Here is a 19030-nt window from a genome sequence, read left to right as displayed (position 1 = left end):
GGCACCAGCCTTTAAAGTTTCCAGAATGGCAGAGTAGCTTCGCGATGTGCCTGCGCGCGCGTCAGACCAATATCAGCCAACTGCTGATCATTGAGCTTGAGCAATGCCCGGCGAGTACTGATCCGGCGCAGTAATAGTGTCCAACGCGACACTGGCGGGCCATAGGCTGCAGGCGTAGACATACGTGGCGCTGCATCTTGCTGCAACTCTTGCTGGCCGAGGGTCAACCGCACATCGCTTAAACCGTTCATCTCCTTGCTCCTGAAATTTGGTCATTTCGAGAGCAAATGATGACGCGAACACAAAAAGCATGACAGATTCAGAAAACACATATTAAATCCATACAGACAACCTGAATTGGCCGCTGAATGGTAATTTTCAGCAGCAACTGTACTGGTATATCTTCAATAGCCAGAAACCAAGCGACCTGTCCGAGCCTGATTTGTATGACTCTTTATATCGACCTCGCCACCATGATCAGCTCGCGCATCGAGCAAGGCCTGTATCGCCCTGGCGACCGCTTGCCCTCAGTGCGCGCATTGAGCGTCGAGCACGGTGTCAGTTTGAGTACAGTGCAACAGGCTTATCGCCATCTTGAAGATCAGGGCATGGCGACACCGCGACCGAAATCAGGTTACTTCGTGCCGCCAAGCCGCCAGAAACCTGAGTTACCGATGGTCAACCGCGCCGCTCAGCGGCCGCTGGATGTCTCGCAGTGGGACAACGTGCTTGAACTGATCAGCATCGCACCGGGCAGCGATATCTTGCAGTTAGGTCGCGGTATGCCAGACATCAGCAGCCCAACACTAAAACCCTTGCTGCGCTCAATCTCGCGTCTCAGCCGTCGACAAAGCGTTAAAGAGCTCAGCTATGGCTGCATCCACGGCGATCCAGCGCTGCGCGAACAGATTTCACGACTGATGCTCGACTCCGGCTGCCAGATACCGGCGCAAGACATTGTCACGACCACCGGCTGCCATGAAGCGTTATCCACAGCGATCTGCGCCACCTGTAAACCCGGCGATGTGATTGCAGTCGATTCACCAAGCTTTCACGGCGTAATGCAGGCACTCAAAGGCTTTGGCATGAAAGCCCTTGAGCTGCCTACCGACCCGCTCACCGGCATCAGCCTTGATGCTTTGGAGCTCGCACTTGAACAGTGGCCGATTAAAGCCATCCAGCTGACACCGACTTGCAACAATCCACTTGGCTACATCATGCCGGAAGCCAACAAGCGCGCCCTGATCGCACTTGCCCAGCGTTATGATGTGGCAATTATTGAAGATGATGTCTACGGCGAACTGGCTTACAGCTACCCGCGCCCACGCACGATCAAATCTTATGACGAAGACGGCCGGGTACTGCTCTGCAGCTCGTTCTCGAAAACCTTGGCGCCAGGCCTGCGCATCGGCTGGATCGCACCCGGTCGCTACCTGCAGAAAATCCTGCATCTGAAATACATCGGCACCGGCATGGCCGCGCAACTGCCGCAGCTGGCACTGGCGGAGTACATCAGCGCGGGCCATTACGAGCCTCACCTGCGGCGCATGCGCAGCCAATATGCACGCAATCGTGACCTGATGACCGGCTGGGTTAGCCGTTATTTCCCGGCCGGCACACGCGTCAGCCAGCCAGACGGCGGTTTTATGTTGTGGATCGAGCTTGATCGCGAATTCGACAGCCAGCGCCTGAATCGCGCCCTGCTGCCGCACGCCATCCAGATCGCACCAGGCAGCATTTTCTCGGCGACAGGCAAGTACCGTAATTGCCTGCGCCTGAACTACGCGACCAAAGCCACTGCCGAAATCGAGAATGCGGTGCGTAAGGTTGGCGAAACAGTTGCGCAACTGCTCGCCTCGCCCGACTAGTCTTCGCCTATCGCTTGCGCCTCAGGATGTGACCGCAACCTGCTGCGGTTCGGGGCGCCATGCCAGCACTACAAAGCCCGCAGCGCCGAGCGCCATCAGCAGCGGTAAGGCATGACCACTGACCCACTGGCTGGCCGCGCCGGTAAGCAATGGCCCAAGCAGGCAGCCAATCCCCCACAGTTGCGAGACATGGGCGTTAGCACGCACCAAGGCATCGTCGCGAAAGCGCTCGCCAATCTGAATCAGCGACAAGGTAAACAAGCCACCCGCACTGGCACCAAACAGCACCAACACCGGCCAGATCAAGGGCGAATGCAATGCCAACGGAATACTCAAGCTTGAGCACAACAGCACCACCCCGCAACCACGGAACAGGTTGCGCCGCGACATCAGGTCAGCCAACCAGCCAATGGGAAGCTGCAAGACAGCATCGCCCACCACTACAACGCTGACCATAAACAGCGCAACGTCCTGACTGAAACCCTGCCGCAATCCATAGATCGGCAATAACGTCAGCATCATCGACTCAAAAGCGGCGAACAACGCCACCGCCCAGGCAATCGCTGGCATCTTGCTACAAAAGGCCAGCAGACCTTTTGACGAAGCGCTGTGGCCATCGACCTTGGGCGCTCCGGTACGCCCCAGCAAAATCAGCGAGCCGCCAATCAGCAAACCAGTGCCGGTCCAGAATGCACGATCGCTTTCGGTACCGAGGGCATGCAACAGTAACGGGCCGGAAAGCTGACTCAAGGCGTAACCGGTGCCATACAGCGCAACCAGACGGCCACGCCACTTTTCCACAGCCAACTGGTTAATCCAGCTCTCACCCAGAATAAACACCATGGTCAGAGCGACGCCCAGCAGTAAACGCAGAAATAGCCACACCGTATAGTTCTGCACCAAGGCCAGCATCGCCACGGATAGCGCACCGACCAGCAGACACGTCTGCATTAACACCGTAGTACCCAGTCGCCCAGCAAGGCGTCCGGCAAGCGAGGCACCGAGCAGTACGCCGACAGCCGGGGTGGCAGCCATTACGCCAATGGCGAACGTCCCATAACCCCAACTCTCAAGGCGCAGCGAAACCAGCGGCATGGTCACACCCAATGCCAAGCCAATGCTGATCACCGCCATGGACACGGCGAAATAGGTACCCCAACGCATTTCCAGACTCCTTGTGTGCTTGCACTGCAAAAAGCAAAACGGCCAGGCCTCCAGAGGAAATAATCCCCCGGAAAACCCGGCCGCAGGTTTGGCTCATCTGAGCCGGCCTCTAAAAATCAGAGACGGACCTTGCGCAGCGTGTGAACGCCTTGCTTCAGCTTATAACTTGATCCAAGTTGCTTTCAGCTCAGTGTACTTATCGAATGCATGCAGCGACTTGTCACGACCGTTGCCCGACTGCTTGAAACCACCAAATGGCGCAGTCATGTCGCCACCGTCGTACTGATTGACCCAAACGCTGCCCGCGCGCAACGCCTTGGCCGTCATGTGGGCCTTCGACAGGTTGCTGGTCCACACCGCTGCGGCCAAACCGTAGATGGTGTCGTTGGCGATTGCAATCGCTTCCTCGGCATCATCAAAGGCAATCACCGACAGAACCGGACCAAAAATCTCTTCCTGAGCGATAGTCATAGCGTTGTTCACACCGTCGAAGATGGTCGGCTCAACATAAGTGCCGCCCGACTCTTCCATGACACGCTTACCACCGGCAACCAACTTAGCGCCGTCTTTGTGGCCTGCATCGATATAACGCAATACGTTATTCATCTGCTGGGTATCAACCAGCGCGCCGACATTGGTTTCTGGGTCAAGCGGATTGCCTGCCTTCCAGCCTTTGATCGCTTCGACCACCAAAGGTAAGAATTTGTCTTTGATCGAGCGCTCAACCAACAAGCGCGAGCCTGCGGTGCAGACTTCACCTTGGTTGAAGGCAATGGCGCCAGCTGCTGACTCGGCAGCTGCTTGCAGATCTGGAGCATCAGCGAAGACGATATTCGGGCTCTTGCCGCCAGCTTCCAGCCAAACGCGCTTCATGTTCGACTCGCCAGCGTAAATCATCAACTGCTTGGCGATTTTGGTCGAACCGGTGAAGACCAGCGTATCGACATCCATGTGCAGGGCCAAGGCCTTACCCACAGTGTGACCAAAGCCTGGCAGCACGTTGAATACGCCCGCAGGAATACCGGCTTCAACAGCCAACTGAGCGACACGGATACCGGTCAGCGGTGACTTTTCCGATGGCTTAAGGATGATTGAGTTACCGGTGGCCAACGCTGGGCCTAGCTTCCAGCAGCTCATCAGCAACGGGAAATTCCACGGAACGATAGCCGCAACCACACCGATTGGCTCACGAGTGACCAAGCCCAGTTCGTCATGGCCAGTCGCCGCTACTTCATCGTAAACCTTGTCGATGGCTTCTCCATTCCAGCGAATGGCATTAGCTGCAGCCGACATATCAATGTTCAGTGAGTCGCTGATCGGCTTGCCCATATCCAGAGTTTCCAGCAGCGCCAACTCTTCAGCGTGCTCCTCGATCAACTCAGCAAAGCGAATCATGATCTTCTTACGTTGGGCTGGCGCCATGCGCGACCACACACCCGAATTGAAGGTGGCGCGTGCATCCCGTACAGCGCGCTCAGCATCGGCAAGGTCACAGCTGGCAACATTACCCAGCAAGCGGCCATCTACCGGGCTGATGCACTCAAAGGTTTCACCGGACTCTGACGAGCAGTACTCACCATGTACAAACGCACGAGTCTCAATCTTCAACGTCTTGGCGCGCTGTTCCCAGTCGGCGCGAGTCAGGCTAGTCATGCAAGCATCCTCTATCAGTAATAAGTGGCGCACATTCTGCACGCGAACTGTCAATAATTCTGCAAGGCCAACATCGGCCATATCCTGCCCGCAACACTAAACCAGAGGGCTCTACCTTTTCAATATATTTGACAAATAAGCCGTAAACGGCCTTGTCATGTTCGTTTTATTAAACATAGACTCAGGCTAATAAACGCCAGCGCTACATGCCTGACACGCACAACAAGCCAATACGCAGAGATGCCACAGATGAAAATTGAGCAGATTGTCGACTTCGCCCAAACCAACAGCCCCCTGGAAAGCTATCGCCCAGCTGCAGAAAAAGTTCTCAAGGGCGACCCCGCGCAAAGCGTGCGTAATCACTACGCCAGCCCATGCGGCCAGTTCAACACAGGTATTTGGGAAGGCGCCGTCGGCCAGTGGACAGTCAATTACAGCGAGCACGAATACTGCGAAATCCTGCAAGGCGTTTCCGTCCTGCGCGACAAGGACGGCAATGCAAAGACGCTGCGTGTCGGCGACCGCTTTGTGATCCCGGCGGGCTTTTCCGGCACCTGGGAAGTGCTCGAACCCTGCCGCAAGGTCTATGTGATCTTCGAGCAGGCCAGCGAGTAAGCCCGGCGCAACGAGTCCAAGATAAAAAATCCCGCAAAACGCGGGATTTTTTATCGCCTGGCGTTTACCGGGCAGGCTCCTGATGATTCGCCGAAGTGAAATTCAGGGCAAGAAAAAGCCCGCCATGGTGGCGGGCTTTTTCGTCAAGCTTGTGCAACAAGAATGCTTGATCAATTACTTGATCTTGCCTTCCTTGTAGATCACGTGCTTGCGCACAACCGGATCGAATTTTTTAATTTCGATTTTGTCCGGAGTAGTGCGTTTGTTCTTGTCGGTGGTGTAGAAGTGGCCAGTACCGGCGCTCGACACCAAACGGATCAATTCACGCATGATTTAGCTCCTTAAACCTTTTCGCCACGAGCACGAAGCTCGGACAACACAACATCGATGCCACGCTTGTCGATGCAACGCATGCCTTTGGCAGATACGCGCAGACGTACGAAGCGATTCTCAGACTCAACCCAGAAGCGGTGATGCTGCAGGTTTGGCAGAAAACGACGACGGGTTTTGTTGTGTGCGTGGGAAACATTGTTCCCGGTTACCGGACCCTTACCGGTAACTTGACAGACTCTTGACATGCCTCAGCCCTCTAAAACCACATGCCCAACCCGGCATGGGTTGGCCGCTTAAATTCAGTGTCATTGGCGCAGAAGCGCCGCGTTTCTCGAGGGTCTTACCGGCCACACCTTAAAGCGCAACAACCGGGCCCCTAGAAAAGAGCGCTGCTTTATACCAGAAAGGCTATCGCACAACAAGGATTAACACACTTTCCACCACAACGCTGAACCCCGCATTCTATCGCATCGGGCTAGCGCTGTGGGGCTTAATCACTAATTACCGCTCGTCGCCCCGCTGGATTGTCTTACTGCGCCATTATGAACTAGGGTACGGCATTGCTACGCGCCGATGGATGCGCGGCACGCCACCGTCAAGGAATATGCCCATGCGCCGTAAAACCTTATCGCTTCTTCTATTACCGCTGCTAAGCCCGATGCTGACACAGGCTTCGACCCTGAGCGTCTGCACCGAAGCCAGCCCCGATGGTTTTGACGTGGTGCAATACAACTCGCTGACCACCACCAATGCCTCAGCCGATGTATTGATGAACCGCCTAGTCGACTTTGATGCCAGCAGCGGCAAAGTTGTCCCCAGTCTCGCGCAAAGCTGGACAGTCAGCGATGACGGCCTGAGCTATACATTCAAGCTGCGGCCCAATGTCAGCTTTCACAGCACCGACTACTTCAAGCCCAGCCGGGCCATGAATGCTGACGATGTGGTGTTCAGCTTCGAGCGCATGCTCGACTCTAAACATCCCTGGCATGCCTTTGCTCAGAGTGGTTATCCACACGCGCAATCAATGCAATTACCCAGCCTGATCAAGAGTATTGATGCACCTGACGCCAACACCGTGCGCTTCACTCTGACTCAGCCAAATGCGACCTTCCTGGCGACATTAAGCATGGGCTTTGCTTCTATTTATTCCGCTGAATATGCCGACCAGTTGCTTAAAGCGGGCAAGCAAAACAAACTCAATAGCCAGCCGATCGGTACTGGCCCCTTTATTTTCAGGCGCTTTCAGCAAGATGCAGTGATCCGTTACAACGCGAATCCGGATTACTTCGCGGGCAAACCAGCCGTCGACAAAATGGTCTTCGCTATTACCCCTGACGCCAACGTGCGCCTGCAGAAGCTGCGCAATAACGAGTGTCAGATCACCCTGTCGCCAAAACCAGTGGATATCAGCGTTGCCGCCAAAGATCCTGCATTAAAAGCGATGAAGACCAACGCCTTTATGACCGCCTTTGTCGGCATCAACACCCAGCATCCACCGCTGGATAAGCCAGAAGTACGCCAAGCCATAAACCTTGCATTCGATAAGGCGACCTATCTCAAAGCAGTGTTTGAAGACAGCGCCGAGGCAGCCAACGGGGTTTATCCGCCCAATACCTGGAGCTATGCCAAAGACCTGCCTGGCTATGCCTACGACCCGGAACAAGCCAAAGCCAAACTCAAGGAGGCCGGTCTTGCTGACGGTTTCAAAACCACCATTTGGACTCGCCCAAGCGGCAGTCTGCTCAACCCCAACCCGAAATTGGGCGCGCAGCTGCTACAAGCTGATCTAGCCAAAATTGGCATCACTGCCGAAATTAGAGTGATTGAGTGGGGCGAGTTGATCCGCCGCGCCAAAGCTGGCGAGCATGACCTGCTGTTTATGGGCTGGGCGGGCGATAACGGCGACCCGGATAACTTCCTGACGCCACAGTTTTCATGCGCCTCAGTTGAATCTGGGCTTAACTTTGCGCGCTACTGCGACCCGCAATTGGACAAGCTGATCAGCCAAGGCAAAACCCTTAGCGACCAAGCAGCGCGCAGCGATATCTACAAAAAAGCCCAAGCCATTATCCAGCAACAGGCATTGTGGGTGCCGCTGGCGCATCCAACTGCTACCGCACTGACGCGCAGCACAGTCAGCGGCTATAGCGTCAGCCCGTTTGGCCGACAGGATTTCTCCAAAGTCAGTATCGGCAAATAAGACTGCAAAGCGCTGAGTCGCCAATTGAGCCTCGGATCAATGACTGCTCAGCGCTTTGGCTACATCCAGCCGTGCTCCGCCATCGACAACGGCTCACCCTCGCCGACGATGAAGTGATCAAGCACGCGCACCTCAACCAACTCTAAAGCCGCTTTCAAGCGCTGAGTGAGCACTTTATCAGCTTGACTTGGCTCAGCCACACCTGACGGATGATTGTGCGCCAGGATCAGTGCTGCCGCGTTGTGCGCCAACGCGCGCTTCACCACTTGTCGCGGATACACGCTGGCACTGTCGATTGAGCCGGTAAACAGCGATTCATACGCAATGACCCGGTGTTTAGCGTCCAGAAATAAACATCCAAACACCTCGTGCGGTTCGTGACGCAATACTGATTTGAGGTAATCGCGCACAGCCTGCGGGCTTTGCAGCGCGTCGTCTCGTTGAATTTCTTCAGCCAAATGTCGGCGGCCCATTTCCAGTACCGCCTGCAACTGCGAGAACTTGGCTGGCCCCAGCCCCAGACTCTGACAAAATGTCGGTAGATCCGCCTGCAACAAACTGCGCAACGTGCCGAAGTCCGCCAATAAGTGGCGCGCCAGATCTACCGCACTGCATCCAGCAACCCCTGTTCGCAGAAATATCGCCAGTAACTCGGCATCGGTCAGGGACGTAGCGCCATGCGCCAACAGCTTTTCTCGCGGACGCTCTGCCGCAGGCCAGTCGCGAATGCTCATACAAAACCTCCATGTCATGGGTGAACCCTGCGCAAGCAGGTCAAACAAACTCCGACTCTGCCAAGGCCGCTGTTCCATAGCAGCCTCTGTGCTATCGTAGCCTACCTTTTTTCGTGGTGATCGGCCTGGGGAGGCGTCATCACTGCGACGTACATTCATCTTGAGCAAGGCAGGCCTATGCAGCGTCTTTATCGGAAACGCATCATCCTCGGCGTGGGTGGCGGCATTGCAGCCTATAAAAGCGCAGAACTGGTACGCCGACTGAAGGATCAAGGCGCCGAAGTACGTGTTGTCATGACCCACGGCGGCCGCGAATTTATTACCCCACTGACCTTGCAGGCCTTATCCGGCAACCCCGTACACCAAGAGCTGCTCGACCCAGCAGCCGAGGCTGCAATGGGCCACATCGAGCTAGCACGCTGGGCCGACCTTGTACTGATCGCCCCAGCCACCGCTGACCTGATGGCGCGCCTCGCCCAAGGTGTTGCCAACGACCTGTTGACCACTGTGGTGCTAGCCACCGACGCACCCGTCGCCTTGGCACCCGCGATGAACCAAGCCATGTGGCGCGACCCCGCCACCCAAGCCAATGCGCAGATTCTCAGCCAGCGTGGCATGCATATATTTGGCCCTGCCTCCGGCAGCCAAGCCTGCGGCGACGTTGGCTTGGGCCGCATGCTTGAAGCTGACGATCTCGCGCAACTGGCCGCTGACTGTTTTGAGCGCAAAAGCCTCAGCGGGGTTCATGTACTGATTACCGCAGGCCCAACCCAGGAAAATATCGACCCGGTGCGTTACATCACCAACCATAGCTCGGGGAAAATGGGTTTTGCACTTGCCGAAGCAGCGGCCGAGGCTGGCGCCAAAGTCACCCTGATCAGCGGCCCAGTGCATCTACCGACGCCAGAGCGGGTCACACGCATTGATGTAGTCAGCGCCCGCGACATGCTTGCTGCCTGCGAAGCGGCTATGCCCTGCGACGTATTGATTGCCGCCGCTGCAGTTGCCGACTATCGCCCGGAAGTTGTCGCCCAGCACAAGCTCAAAAAAGACCCAACCAGTGGCGAAGGCATGCTTCTGCAGATGGTCCGCAACCCAGACATCCTCGCCACGCTGGCTACTCGCGAAGACCGGCCCTTCAGTGTCGGTTTCGCCGCAGAAACCGAGAATTTGCTGGAATACGCTTCACGCAAGCTGAAAGATAAAAACCTCGATCTTATCGTCGCCAACGATGTGGCCAACCCCACCATCGGCTTCAATAGTGAGGAGAATGCAATCACCATCATTGATCGTGAATTGCAGCAAAGCAGCTTCGCCCAGACCAGCAAGGGCAAGATTGCCCGCCAATTAGTCGACTTCATTGCTGAACGCATGAATCGCACCTGAACCTTATTGATGGATAACAGAATCTGATATGCACGCCTTACAAGCCAAGATCCTTGACCCGCGCCTCGGCAACGAATTTCCACTGCCGCAGTACGCCACACCGGGCTCAGCCGGCCTCGACCTGCGCGCGATGCTCAAACAAGCGTTGACTCTTGAGCCTGGTCAAACTGTCCTGATTCCGACTGGCCTGTCGATCTACATCGGCGATCCAGGCCTTGCGGCAATGATTCTGCCGCGCTCGGGGCTCGGCCATAAGCACGGCATCGTGCTCGGCAATCTCGTCGGCCTGATCGACTCGGATTACCAAGGCGAGTTGATGGTTTCATGCTGGAACCGCGGCCAAGACGCTTTTACCATCAACATTGGTGAGCGCATTGCCCAACTGGTTCTGGTTCCTGTTGTGCAGGCACACTTCGAAATGGTCGAAGAGTTTGATGAAAGCCAGCGCGGGGCCGGCGGCTTCGGCCACTCAGGCACCCATTAAGCGGCTATAACGTAGCTCTTTTGCACTACCTTGAACCTGCCAACGTACTTCTGTAACGCTGGCAGGGGCTAATACTAAGAATAATGGGTCAGGGAGATGTTCGATGAAGTTGTTCAAACGTGCCGCCAAGGACGAGCTGTCCAACGAGATGATCAAACAGGCGGCCGCCAAAGCATCGAGCAACAAGCAAAACACATTAGAGGCCCTTAAACCCGGCTTACTTGCCGCCTTTGTCGGCTTGGCGCTGGCCGGGTGCGTGCTTTGGTTCGGCATGCTCGGCAGTGCCCAGCAACAGCAACATCAAGCCCTGAGCAAAGCCTGGGGCGAGAGCCAGGCGACTGCATTGCAGCAAGCCCTGAAACAACTTGCCGCCGACACCCAGACAGCAGCACAAAACCCAGCACTGATTGCGGCGCTGCAAAGCGACGATATCGGGCAGATACGGGCTGCTGAGCGCTCGCTGAAATACTGGAGCGGCATCGTTGACGCGCAAATCAACTTGCGCGGCCAGGCGGCACAAGACATGGGGCGCACAGCACCAATGAATTTTGCTGCGCTGGATTTACTGCGCCGTGTCGAGAACGGCCAGACACCTGCGGTTGAAGCATACAAAGTCGGCCAACAGTGGCTGGTTTACAGCGTTGCGCCATTGCGGTTAAGCAAAGATCAGGCGGTGCAAGGCACGCTGTTGCTGGCGTTTGACCTCAACCGTTTGCTGGCCAGCCTCCCCCCGCTACCAGCAGAAGTCGGTGCAATTCAGCTCAGTCAGCAATTTGGCACCGCTGCCGCGCAAGTCCTGGCCCAACGTGGCTCGGCTCAAGGCAACCCGCAACAGCTCAACAGCGGCAACCCAAACTGGACGCTGAGCTTCACCCCTGGCCCGGCACTGAGTGGCGCAGCGTTCTCACCGCTGGCACTGGCGCTGGCTGGGCTATTGGCATTGCTGGGTGCAGTGATCGGTTTTTACTTGGTGCATCGCAGCTTTAACAGACACCTCGAGGGCGATATCAATCAGCTAGAACAGCTGGTCAAAGAACTCTCTGCGGGGAAAAGCGTCAAAGCCTTTAGCCTGAGCCTGCCAGCACTGAATAATCTGGCGAAAACGCTGGCACGCATGCCACGTCGCGCAGAAAACACCGGCAGCGCCAAAGACTCAGCCGCCAAGACCAGCAAGGCTGAAAAGGCGGCTCAGGTTGCGGCAGAAGAGCCGGTCACATTTGCCGACCCACTATTTCAAGATACCGATATTCTCGATATCGACATTCTCGATGAAGACCAGGATCTCCTGGGATTGGAGCAGTCATCTGTTATGAGTAATTCGCAAGTCGCACCTAAACTTCCTGCTGATATCTTCCGCGCCTATGACATCCGTGGAGTTGTTGGTCGCACCCTGACAGCAGAAACAGCCTATTGGGTTGGTCGCGCAGTCGGCTCGGAAAGCCTCGCCAAGGGCGAGCCAGACGTCGCAGTCGGTCGCGATGGACGCTTGTCTGGTCCAGAGCTGGTCGAGCAGTTAATTCAAGGATTGGTCGACAGCGGCTGTACCGTCAGTGATGTCGGCATGGTGCCAACTCCAGTGGTGTATTACGCCGCCAACATTCTCAGCGGCAAATCGGCAGTGATGCTCACCGGCAGCCACAACCCGCCTGATTACAACGGTTTCAAGATTGTGATCGCTGGCGACACCTTGGCCAACGAGCAAATTCTTGCGCTGAAAACCCGTATCGACACCAACAACCTCAGCAGCGGCATCGGCAGCGTTGAGCAGGTTGATGTACTGGATCGCTACTTCAAACAGATTCGCGACGATATTGCCCTGGCCAAGCCACTGAAAGTGGTGGTTGACTGCGGCAACGGCGCTGCAGGGGTTATCGCTCCACAATTGATCGAAGCCTTGGGTTGCACGGTTATTCCACTGTTCTGTGATGTCGATGGCACCTTCCCCAACCATCACCCAGATCCGGGCAAACCCGAGAACCTGGTTGACCTGATCGCCAAGGTTAAATCTGAGAAAGCCGACCTGGGCCTGGCATTTGACGGTGATGGCGACCGCGTTGGGGTTGTGACCAACACCGGCACCATCGTCTTCCCGGACCGCCTGCTGATGCTGTTTGCCAAAGACGTTGTCTCACGCAATCCGGGCGCCGATATTATCTTCGACGTTAAGTGCACACGCCGCTTGACCCCACTGATCAGCGGCTACGGCGGCCGTCCGGTGATGTGGAAAACCGGCCACTCGCTGATCAAGAAAAAAATGAAGGAAACCGGCGCCCTGCTGGCGGGTGAAATGAGCGGCCACATCTTCTTCAAAGAGCGTTGGTTCGGTTTTGACGACGGTATCTACAGCGCCGCACGGCTGCTGGAAATCCTCAGTCAGGACAAGCGCGATGCCGAACATGTGTTCTCTGCATTCCCAAGTGACGTCTCAACACCGGAAATCAATATTCAGGTTACCGAAGAGAACAAGTTCCAGATCATTGACCGCCTGCAGCGCGAAGGTTCATGGGGCGATGCCAATATCACGACCCTCGATGGTGTACGGGTTGATTACCCAAAAGGCTGGGGTTTGGTGCGTGCATCCAACACCACACCAGTTCTGGTGCTGCGCTTCGAAGCTGAAACAGAAGCCGAACTGGAACGCATCAAAGTGATTTTCCGCGAGCAAATGACGGCACTCGCGCCCGACATCAAATTACCGTTTTAACGCGATGGAGTCCCGCATGACCTTTGAGCGTGATGCCGCTACCCAAGTGGCCAAAGTTCTTTCTGAAGCACTGCCATACATTCGCCGCTTTGTCGGCAAGACCTTGGTAGTGAAATATGGTGGCAACGCCATGGAAAGTGATGAGTTGAAAACCAACTTTGCCCGCGACATCGTGCTGATGAAGGCCGTGGGCATCAACCCTGTTGTGGTTCACGGCGGTGGTCCGCAGATTGGCGACTTGCTCAAGCGCCTTTCGATTGAAAGCCACTTTGTTGATGGCATGCGGGTCACCGATGCGGAAACCATGGACGTGGTTGAAATGGTTCTCGGCGGTCAGGTCAACAAAGACATCGTCAACCTGATCAACCGCCATGGCGGCAGCGCCATCGGCCTGACGGGTAAAGATGCCGCGTTGATTCGCGCGAAAAAACTTACCGTTTCCCGCAAAACACCGGAAATGACCACGCCTGAAATCATTGATATCGGCCACGTTGGCGAAGTCACTGGGATCAACACTGACCTTATCAACATGCTGGTCAAAGGTGATTTCATTCCCGTGATTGCGCCCATCGGCGTAGGTCCTGACGGCGAGTCTTACAATATCAATGCGGACTTGGTCGCGGGTAAAGTTGCCGAAGCACTCAAAGCTGAAAAACTGATGCTGCTGACCAACATCGCCGGCTTGATGAACAAACAGGGCGAAGTGCTCACCGGCCTGACGACTGAACAAGTTGATGAGCTGATTGCCGATGGCACCATCTACGGCGGCATGCTGCCAAAGATCCGCTGCGCCCTCGAAGCCGTGCAAGGTGGCGTGACCAGCGCGCACATCATTGATGGCCGGGTACCGAATGCGGTGCTGCTGGAAATTTTCACCGACAGCGGCGTCGGCACCCAAATCTGCAACCGCAAACGCCACTGATGACAGGCCAGCAGATCAGTCCGGACATGGCTGCTCTGCTGCGCAACTGACAATTTGTGGCGGTAACGTGACGTTTTTTGCCAGAGATGATGACCTGTAAGGCGGACAACACGAAGCTTGTCCGCCATCGCTCAAACGACGAAACGTTCAAGCAAACCAATATTGCAGCTACAAATGGCGGATGAAAAAGGGTCAACCACCCAGTTCCGCGTCTTTCAGCGCGACATAATCTCTGCAAAGCGCGCACGGTCGGCATTGAAGCTAGCTTCCGATTCCTTGCGCACGACTTCATAGCGTTTGATATCGCTAATCAGGCGCTGTTGCTCGACTTTTTGGTTATTGATCTGCACCAGCAAACTCTCGGGGACATCTCGTCCACTGCGCTCGAAGTCAGCTGCCTGTGCCTGATAATTAGCCTGCTGAGTGCGCACCGATTGCAGATTACCGCGAGCCACGCTAATCACGCCATCAAGCTCAGCCAGCTTACGGTCACGCGCTCGATCAATATCTTCAAGTGAGCTGTACAGTCGTTTGAGCTGGGCGTCGGAGCTGGCCCGGGCCTTTTCCTTGAGCAAGCGCTGACGCTCTTCAAGCGTTGGCGCAGGTGCAATCACTTGCACCACTCGCCCCTGATCATTTAGGACTTCATAACCCTTGCTAATAAACTCCGGCGGCACGCCCTGACGGCTAAGAACGATGCCACCTTTGCTATCGGTGTAGCGATAGAGTAAGTCGCCTGCATTGGCCGCAACCGAGGGCAGTAAGCATAGAATTAGCGAACAGCAACGCAAAACCGGTTTCAGCACAATCAAGTCCTTAACTATCAGTCATTAAATCCCATATTGAGCACGGTACGCTTCCACCGCAGGCAAGTGCTGTTTAAGTTCAGCATCTTCTGCCAGATACTCAAGCACCTGCTCAAGCGAAACAATACTCACCACCGGCATTGCAAAGTCTCGCTCAACTTCTTGAATAGCCGAAAGGTCGCCTTGACCACGCTCTTGACGATTCAATGCAATCAATACGCCAGCACAGTGTGCATTCTGCGATTTAATTATTTGCATGACCTCACGGATCGCCGTGCCAGCCGTAATCACATCATCCACAATCAGAACATTGCCCGCCAATGGCGCACCAACCAAGGTGCCACCTTCGCCGTGGTCTTTAGCCTCTTTACGGTTAAAACACCAAGGCATATCGCGCTGATGATGCTCTGCCAAAGCGACTGCCGTGGTGGCCGCCAGAGGAATTCCCTTGTAAGCAGGGCCAAAAAGCACGTCAAAATCGATGCCGCTATCCACTACAGCTGCGGCATAAAAGCGCCCCAGCTGAGCCAGCGCCAAACCGCTGTCAAACAAGCCCGCATTGAAGAAATAAGGGCTGACACGCCCGGATTTAAGGGTGAACGAACCAAAGCGCAGGACTCCGCGCTCAATGGCAAAACGAATGAAGTCACGCTGATAGGCTTGCATGATTTGTCCCGGAATACACAGATGAGGCTAGTAATTTAGCTAAAGATGACGACCTCGGGTATCATACACCCACGTGTTTTTGGGGGCCATTTATGCGGATCATCAGTGTGAACGTGAATGGTATTCATGCTGCAGTCGAGCGCGGTTTGCTCAGTTGGCTGCAAGCACAGAATGCCGACGTGATTTGCCTGCAGGACACCCGTGCCTCCGCCTTTGAGCTGGACGACCAAGCCTTCCAACTGGATGGCTATTTCCTCTATGCATGTGATGCTGAAGTTCCAGACCAAGGTGGTGTGGCTCTGTATTCACGGTTACAGCCCAAGGCGGTGATTAGCGGTTTAGGCTTTGAATCAGCTGATCGCTACGGGCGCTACCTGCAAGCAGATTTTGACAAGGTAAGTATCGCCACCTTGCTGTTGCCATCGGGGCTGAGCGGGGACGAGAGCTTGAACCAGAAGTTCAAGTTCATGGACGACTTTACCAGTTACTTGGACAAGCAGCGCCGCAAGCGCCGCGAGTACATTTATTGTGGCTCGCTGTATGTGGCGCATCAGAAGCTCGACGCCAAAAACTGGCGCGACTGCCAACAGTCGCCTGGATTCATGGCGCCAGAGCGGGCGTGGATGGACGAAATTACCAACACCATGGGCTATGTTGATGCCCTGCGTGAGGTAAGCCGTGAAGGTGAGCAATTCAGTTGGTGGCCAGACAACGAGCAAGCTGAAATGCTCAACCTGGGTTATCGTTTTGACTATCAATTGCTCACATCAGGTATGCGCCGCACGGTGCGTACCGCACGCTTGCCGCGTCAGCCACGCTTCTCGCAGCATGCGCCACTGATCGTTGATTACGACTGGATTCTCAGCGTGTAAAACTATCAGGCACAAAAAAACCGGCACAATGCCGGTTTTTTTGTGCCTCAATTCTGCCTATTTCACGATGCGCCAGCAGAATGGATAGCGGTATGACTGACCTTCATTAGCTTTGATCCCACCAATAATCGCCAGTACAACGCCAACAATCGCTACCAGCGTGGTCAGCACAAAGCCAATCACCACCAGCATTAACAGCATGCTGATCATAAAGGCGATAGTGATGCTGATCTGAAAGTTCAGCGCCTCTTTGCCCTGCTCATCCACAAAAGGATCGAGATCCTTCTTGATCTGCCAGACCACTAACGGGCCCACCAGGTTACCGAACGGGAAAACGAAGCCAAGGAAGGCAGCGAAGTGACAAAACATAGCCCACTGACGCGCATCCTGGCTTGGAGTCGGTACTGGCACTTGCTCTTCCATCATTGCCTCCTTGTTTAAATTAGTCAGTTTGATTAATCAGCCAAAGCCGCTTGCTGAATTGCAAACAACTCATTCATACCTTTTTGCGCCAGGGCAAGCATGGCATTCAGCTCTTCCGGCTGGAATGGCGCACCTTCAGCGGTGCCCTGCACTTCAATAAAGCCGCCAGCGCTGGTCATCACCACGTTCAGATCGGTCTCGGCAGCCGAATCTTCTGGGTAGTCCAGGTCAAGTACTGGTTCGCCCTGATACATGCCCACCGACACCGCAGCAATCATCTGCTTGAGCGGGTCGCCGCCTTTAAGACCACCACGTTTCTTGATCATTTTAAGCGCATCAATCAAGGCAACCATGGAACCGGTAATCGATGCGGTGCGGGTGCCGCCATCAGCCTGGATCACATCGCAATCAACATAGAGGGTGAACTCGCCCAGCTTCGACATATCCAGCGCAGCGCGCAATGAGCGACCGATGAGTCGCTGAATTTCCAGCGTGCGACCGCCCTGCTTACCACGGCTGGCTTCACGCTGGTTACGATCACCGGTGGCGCGCGGCAGCATGCCGTATTCAGCCGTCAACCAACCCTGGCCCTGACCTTTAAGAAAGCGCGGTACGCCAGATTCGACACTGACCGTGCAAATCACTTTGGTATCACCAAACTCAACCAGCACAGAACCCTCCGCATGCTTGGTGTAGTTACGGGTGATACGGATTGCACGCAATTGATCAGCGGCGCGGCCACTTGGACGTTTCATCAAGGAATTCCTGCTCTGAATTGAAATCTGGCCGCCATTATAGGGCGCCATACGCTACGACGACATGACCAATTGGGCCGGACCGACGCACTGCGCTACAATCTCGGGCTTTCCAGCTTATTTCTGTCAGAGGTTCGCGCATGATCCACAGCATGACTGCCTTCGCCCGCACCGAACAGGTGACGGCCCACGGAACCTTGAGCTGGGAGCTGCGCTCGGTAAATCATCGTTACCTTGAGCCACACCTGAGGCTTCCAGAAGCATTTCGCGACCTTGAAGGCGCTGTGCGTGAAGCCCTGCGCCAGGGACTGTCACGCGGTAAACTGGAATGCACCTTGCGTTTCACCGAGGAAAGCACCGGCAAACCGCTTCAGGTCGATCGCGAGCGCGCCTCACAACTGGTAGCCGCAGCCGAGATTGTTGCTGGCCTGATCAAGCACCCAGCGCCGCTCAACCCACTCGAAGTACTGGGCTGGCCGGGTGTGCTGGTCGCCGACTCGGCAGATCCGCAAGCGCTCATCAAAGCAGCGCTAAGCTGCTTCAAGCAAGGGCTTGAAGAGCTCAAACAAGGCCGTGCTCGCGAAGGCCTTGAGCTGGCCAAGCTGCTCAATGATCGCCTCGACGGTATTAGCGCCGAAGTCGAAGCACTGCGCGAGTTGGTGCCGCTGATGCTGACGACTCAGCGCCAGAAAATCCTCGATCGCTGCAAGGAAATGCAAGCGGAGCTAGATCCACAGCGCCTGGAGCAAGAGATGGTATTGCTGGCGCAGAAAAGTGATGTGGCCGAAGAGCTCGACCGGCTCAGCACCCACGTGACAGAGGTTCGCCGTGTACTGAAGACTCCGGGTGCAGCAGGTCGACGCCTTGATTTCCTAATGCAAGAGCTTAACCGCGAAGCCAATACGTTAGGCTCCAAGGCATTTGATGCGCGCAGCACCCAAGCGGCCGTCAATCTCAAGGTGTTAATCGAACAAATGCGCGAGCAAGTACAGAATATCGAGTGACATTTAAGTAAGTTTACGGCTGTCTTTGCTACTGCGGCATCGCCGAGCGCGCCTAAGGAACCTCTGAGAACTACTGCGCTAGATATTACTGCGGCAGCCGAAGCTGGGCGGCCCTTGCTGCGTTAAAAACGGCTAAAGATGCTCATTTAGGCCACTAAAGTCGAGCGCGACCCCGGTCGCTTTTTCGTACATTTTTACCTTGTCCTATCGTCAGTCACTACCTTTTCCATAGGCCTACTAAACATTTTCGACTCGCCAACACTCTTCTACCTGACGGCTTTTACAGAATTTTCCTCGACTGAACTTACGATAATAATCAACTCGCCACCAATCCAAAGTTCTGCAGATGACTGCACCCCGTACCAGCCAAACCCTGGGCTCGCCCCCTATACTTCGTATAGCCAGAGGAGAATCATGGCGTAATAAATACAAAACATAAGG

Annotated in this window: 19 protein-coding genes; 9 read left to right on the top strand and 10 right to left on the bottom strand. The window is 55.3% G+C overall.

Annotated features, from left to right (window positions below; translation table 11 throughout):
* Positions 1-11 precede the first annotated feature (11 nt).
* Positions 12-251 carry a DUF1127 domain-containing protein gene (locus tag ACN0UH_RS04525; RefSeq protein ID WP_417660932.1) on the bottom strand — a complete coding sequence of 80 codons (240 nt, stop codon included), beginning with the start codon at positions 249-251 and terminating at the stop codon, positions 12-14.
* Positions 252-446: 195 nt separating this feature from the next.
* Here ACN0UH_RS04525 and ACN0UH_RS04520 point away from each other — a divergent pair, with 195 nt between their 5' ends.
* Positions 447-1868 carry a PLP-dependent aminotransferase family protein gene (locus tag ACN0UH_RS04520; protein WP_417660931.1) on the top strand — a complete coding sequence of 474 codons (1422 nt, stop codon included), beginning with the start codon at positions 447-449 and terminating at the stop codon, positions 1866-1868.
* 21 nt (positions 1869-1889) lie between these two features.
* On the opposite strand, the gene ACN0UH_RS04515 is transcribed toward ACN0UH_RS04520, so the two are convergent.
* Positions 1890-3032, bottom strand: a complete 1143-nt coding sequence (locus ACN0UH_RS04515) for an MFS transporter (RefSeq protein ID WP_417660930.1) — start codon at positions 3030-3032, stop codon at positions 1890-1892.
* A gap of 159 nt (positions 3033-3191) precedes the next feature.
* Complete coding sequence (locus ACN0UH_RS04510; RefSeq protein WP_417660929.1) at positions 3192-4685, bottom strand: aldehyde dehydrogenase; 1494 nt, start codon at positions 4683-4685, stop codon at positions 3192-3194.
* Between the two features lie 249 nt (positions 4686-4934).
* Between ACN0UH_RS04510 and ACN0UH_RS04505 the strand changes: the two genes are divergently transcribed.
* Positions 4935-5300 (top strand): cupin domain-containing protein, encoded by a 366-nt coding sequence (locus ACN0UH_RS04505; protein ID WP_417660928.1) that lies wholly within the window; start codon positions 4935-4937, stop codon positions 5298-5300.
* A 174-nt stretch (positions 5301-5474) separates the two neighbouring features.
* Here ACN0UH_RS04505 and rpmG read toward each other — a convergent pair whose 3' ends face one another.
* The gene (rpmG, locus tag ACN0UH_RS04500; RefSeq protein WP_002551515.1) at positions 5475-5630 is read right to left on the bottom strand and encodes a 50S ribosomal protein L33; all 156 of its coding nucleotides are present in this window, start codon (positions 5628-5630) and stop codon (positions 5475-5477) included.
* Positions 5631-5641: 11 nt separating this feature from the next.
* A complete protein-coding gene (gene rpmB, locus ACN0UH_RS04495) occupies positions 5642-5878 on the bottom strand; it encodes a 50S ribosomal protein L28 (protein ID WP_010489195.1) in 237 nt (78 codons plus the stop codon).
* 365 nt (positions 5879-6243) lie between these two features.
* Between rpmB and ACN0UH_RS04490 the strand changes: the two genes are divergently transcribed.
* On the top strand, positions 6244-7833 hold the full coding sequence (locus tag ACN0UH_RS04490) for an ABC transporter substrate-binding protein (RefSeq protein WP_417660927.1): 1590 nt from the start codon (positions 6244-6246) through the stop codon (positions 7831-7833).
* Between the two features lie 59 nt (positions 7834-7892).
* On the opposite strand, the gene radC is transcribed toward ACN0UH_RS04490, so the two are convergent.
* Complete coding sequence (gene radC / locus ACN0UH_RS04485) at positions 7893-8567, bottom strand: RadC family protein (RefSeq protein ID WP_417660926.1); 675 nt, start codon at positions 8565-8567, stop codon at positions 7893-7895.
* A 177-nt stretch (positions 8568-8744) separates the two neighbouring features.
* Here radC and coaBC point away from each other — a divergent pair, with 177 nt between their 5' ends.
* From coaBC to argB, 4 genes are all read left to right on the top strand, one after another.
* Positions 8745-9953, top strand: a complete 1209-nt coding sequence (gene coaBC / locus ACN0UH_RS04480) for a bifunctional phosphopantothenoylcysteine decarboxylase/phosphopantothenate--cysteine ligase CoaBC (protein ID WP_417660925.1) — start codon at positions 8745-8747, stop codon at positions 9951-9953.
* Positions 9954-9981: 28 nt separating this feature from the next.
* Positions 9982-10437 carry a dUTP diphosphatase gene (gene dut, locus ACN0UH_RS04475; RefSeq protein WP_417660924.1) on the top strand — a complete coding sequence of 152 codons (456 nt, stop codon included), beginning with the start codon at positions 9982-9984 and terminating at the stop codon, positions 10435-10437.
* Between the two features lie 1309 nt (positions 10438-11746).
* A complete protein-coding gene (gene algC / locus ACN0UH_RS04470; protein ID WP_417661107.1) occupies positions 11747-13141 on the top strand; it encodes a phosphomannomutase/phosphoglucomutase in 1395 nt (464 codons plus the stop codon).
* A gap of 16 nt (positions 13142-13157) precedes the next feature.
* Entirely contained in the window at positions 13158-14063 is a 906-nt protein-coding gene (argB, locus tag ACN0UH_RS04465; protein WP_417660923.1) for an acetylglutamate kinase, read from the top strand.
* A 215-nt stretch (positions 14064-14278) separates the two neighbouring features.
* Here argB and ACN0UH_RS04460 read toward each other — a convergent pair whose 3' ends face one another.
* Both ACN0UH_RS04460 and pyrE read right to left on the bottom strand, forming a co-directional pair.
* Entirely contained in the window at positions 14279-14869 is a 591-nt protein-coding gene (locus ACN0UH_RS04460; protein WP_417660922.1) for a DUF4124 domain-containing protein, read from the bottom strand.
* Positions 14870-14893: 24 nt separating this feature from the next.
* Complete coding sequence (gene pyrE, locus ACN0UH_RS04455; protein WP_417660921.1) at positions 14894-15535, bottom strand: orotate phosphoribosyltransferase; 642 nt, start codon at positions 15533-15535, stop codon at positions 14894-14896.
* Positions 15536-15627: 92 nt separating this feature from the next.
* Here pyrE and ACN0UH_RS04450 point away from each other — a divergent pair, with 92 nt between their 5' ends.
* Entirely contained in the window at positions 15628-16407 is a 780-nt protein-coding gene (locus ACN0UH_RS04450) for an exodeoxyribonuclease III (RefSeq protein WP_087518759.1), read from the top strand.
* A 57-nt stretch (positions 16408-16464) separates the two neighbouring features.
* Here ACN0UH_RS04450 and ACN0UH_RS04445 read toward each other — a convergent pair whose 3' ends face one another.
* Positions 16465-16830 carry a DUF4870 domain-containing protein gene (locus tag ACN0UH_RS04445; RefSeq protein ID WP_371917474.1) on the bottom strand — a complete coding sequence of 122 codons (366 nt, stop codon included), beginning with the start codon at positions 16828-16830 and terminating at the stop codon, positions 16465-16467.
* 32 nt (positions 16831-16862) lie between these two features.
* The gene (gene rph, locus ACN0UH_RS04440) at positions 16863-17585 is read right to left on the bottom strand and encodes a ribonuclease PH (protein ID WP_417660920.1); all 723 of its coding nucleotides are present in this window, start codon (positions 17583-17585) and stop codon (positions 16863-16865) included.
* Positions 17586-17725: 140 nt separating this feature from the next.
* On the opposite strand from rph, the gene ACN0UH_RS04435 reads away from it, so the two are divergent.
* Entirely contained in the window at positions 17726-18589 is an 864-nt protein-coding gene (locus ACN0UH_RS04435; RefSeq protein WP_417660919.1) for a YicC/YloC family endoribonuclease, read from the top strand.
* Positions 18590-19030 lie beyond the last annotated feature (441 nt).

The sequence above is a fragment of the Pseudomonas sp. genome (assembly GCF_048265905.1).
Taxonomy (GTDB): domain Bacteria; phylum Pseudomonadota; class Gammaproteobacteria; order Pseudomonadales; family Pseudomonadaceae; genus Aquipseudomonas.
Note: the sequence above shows the minus strand (reverse complement) of the source record. Positions and strands in the feature narration are given on the sequence as shown.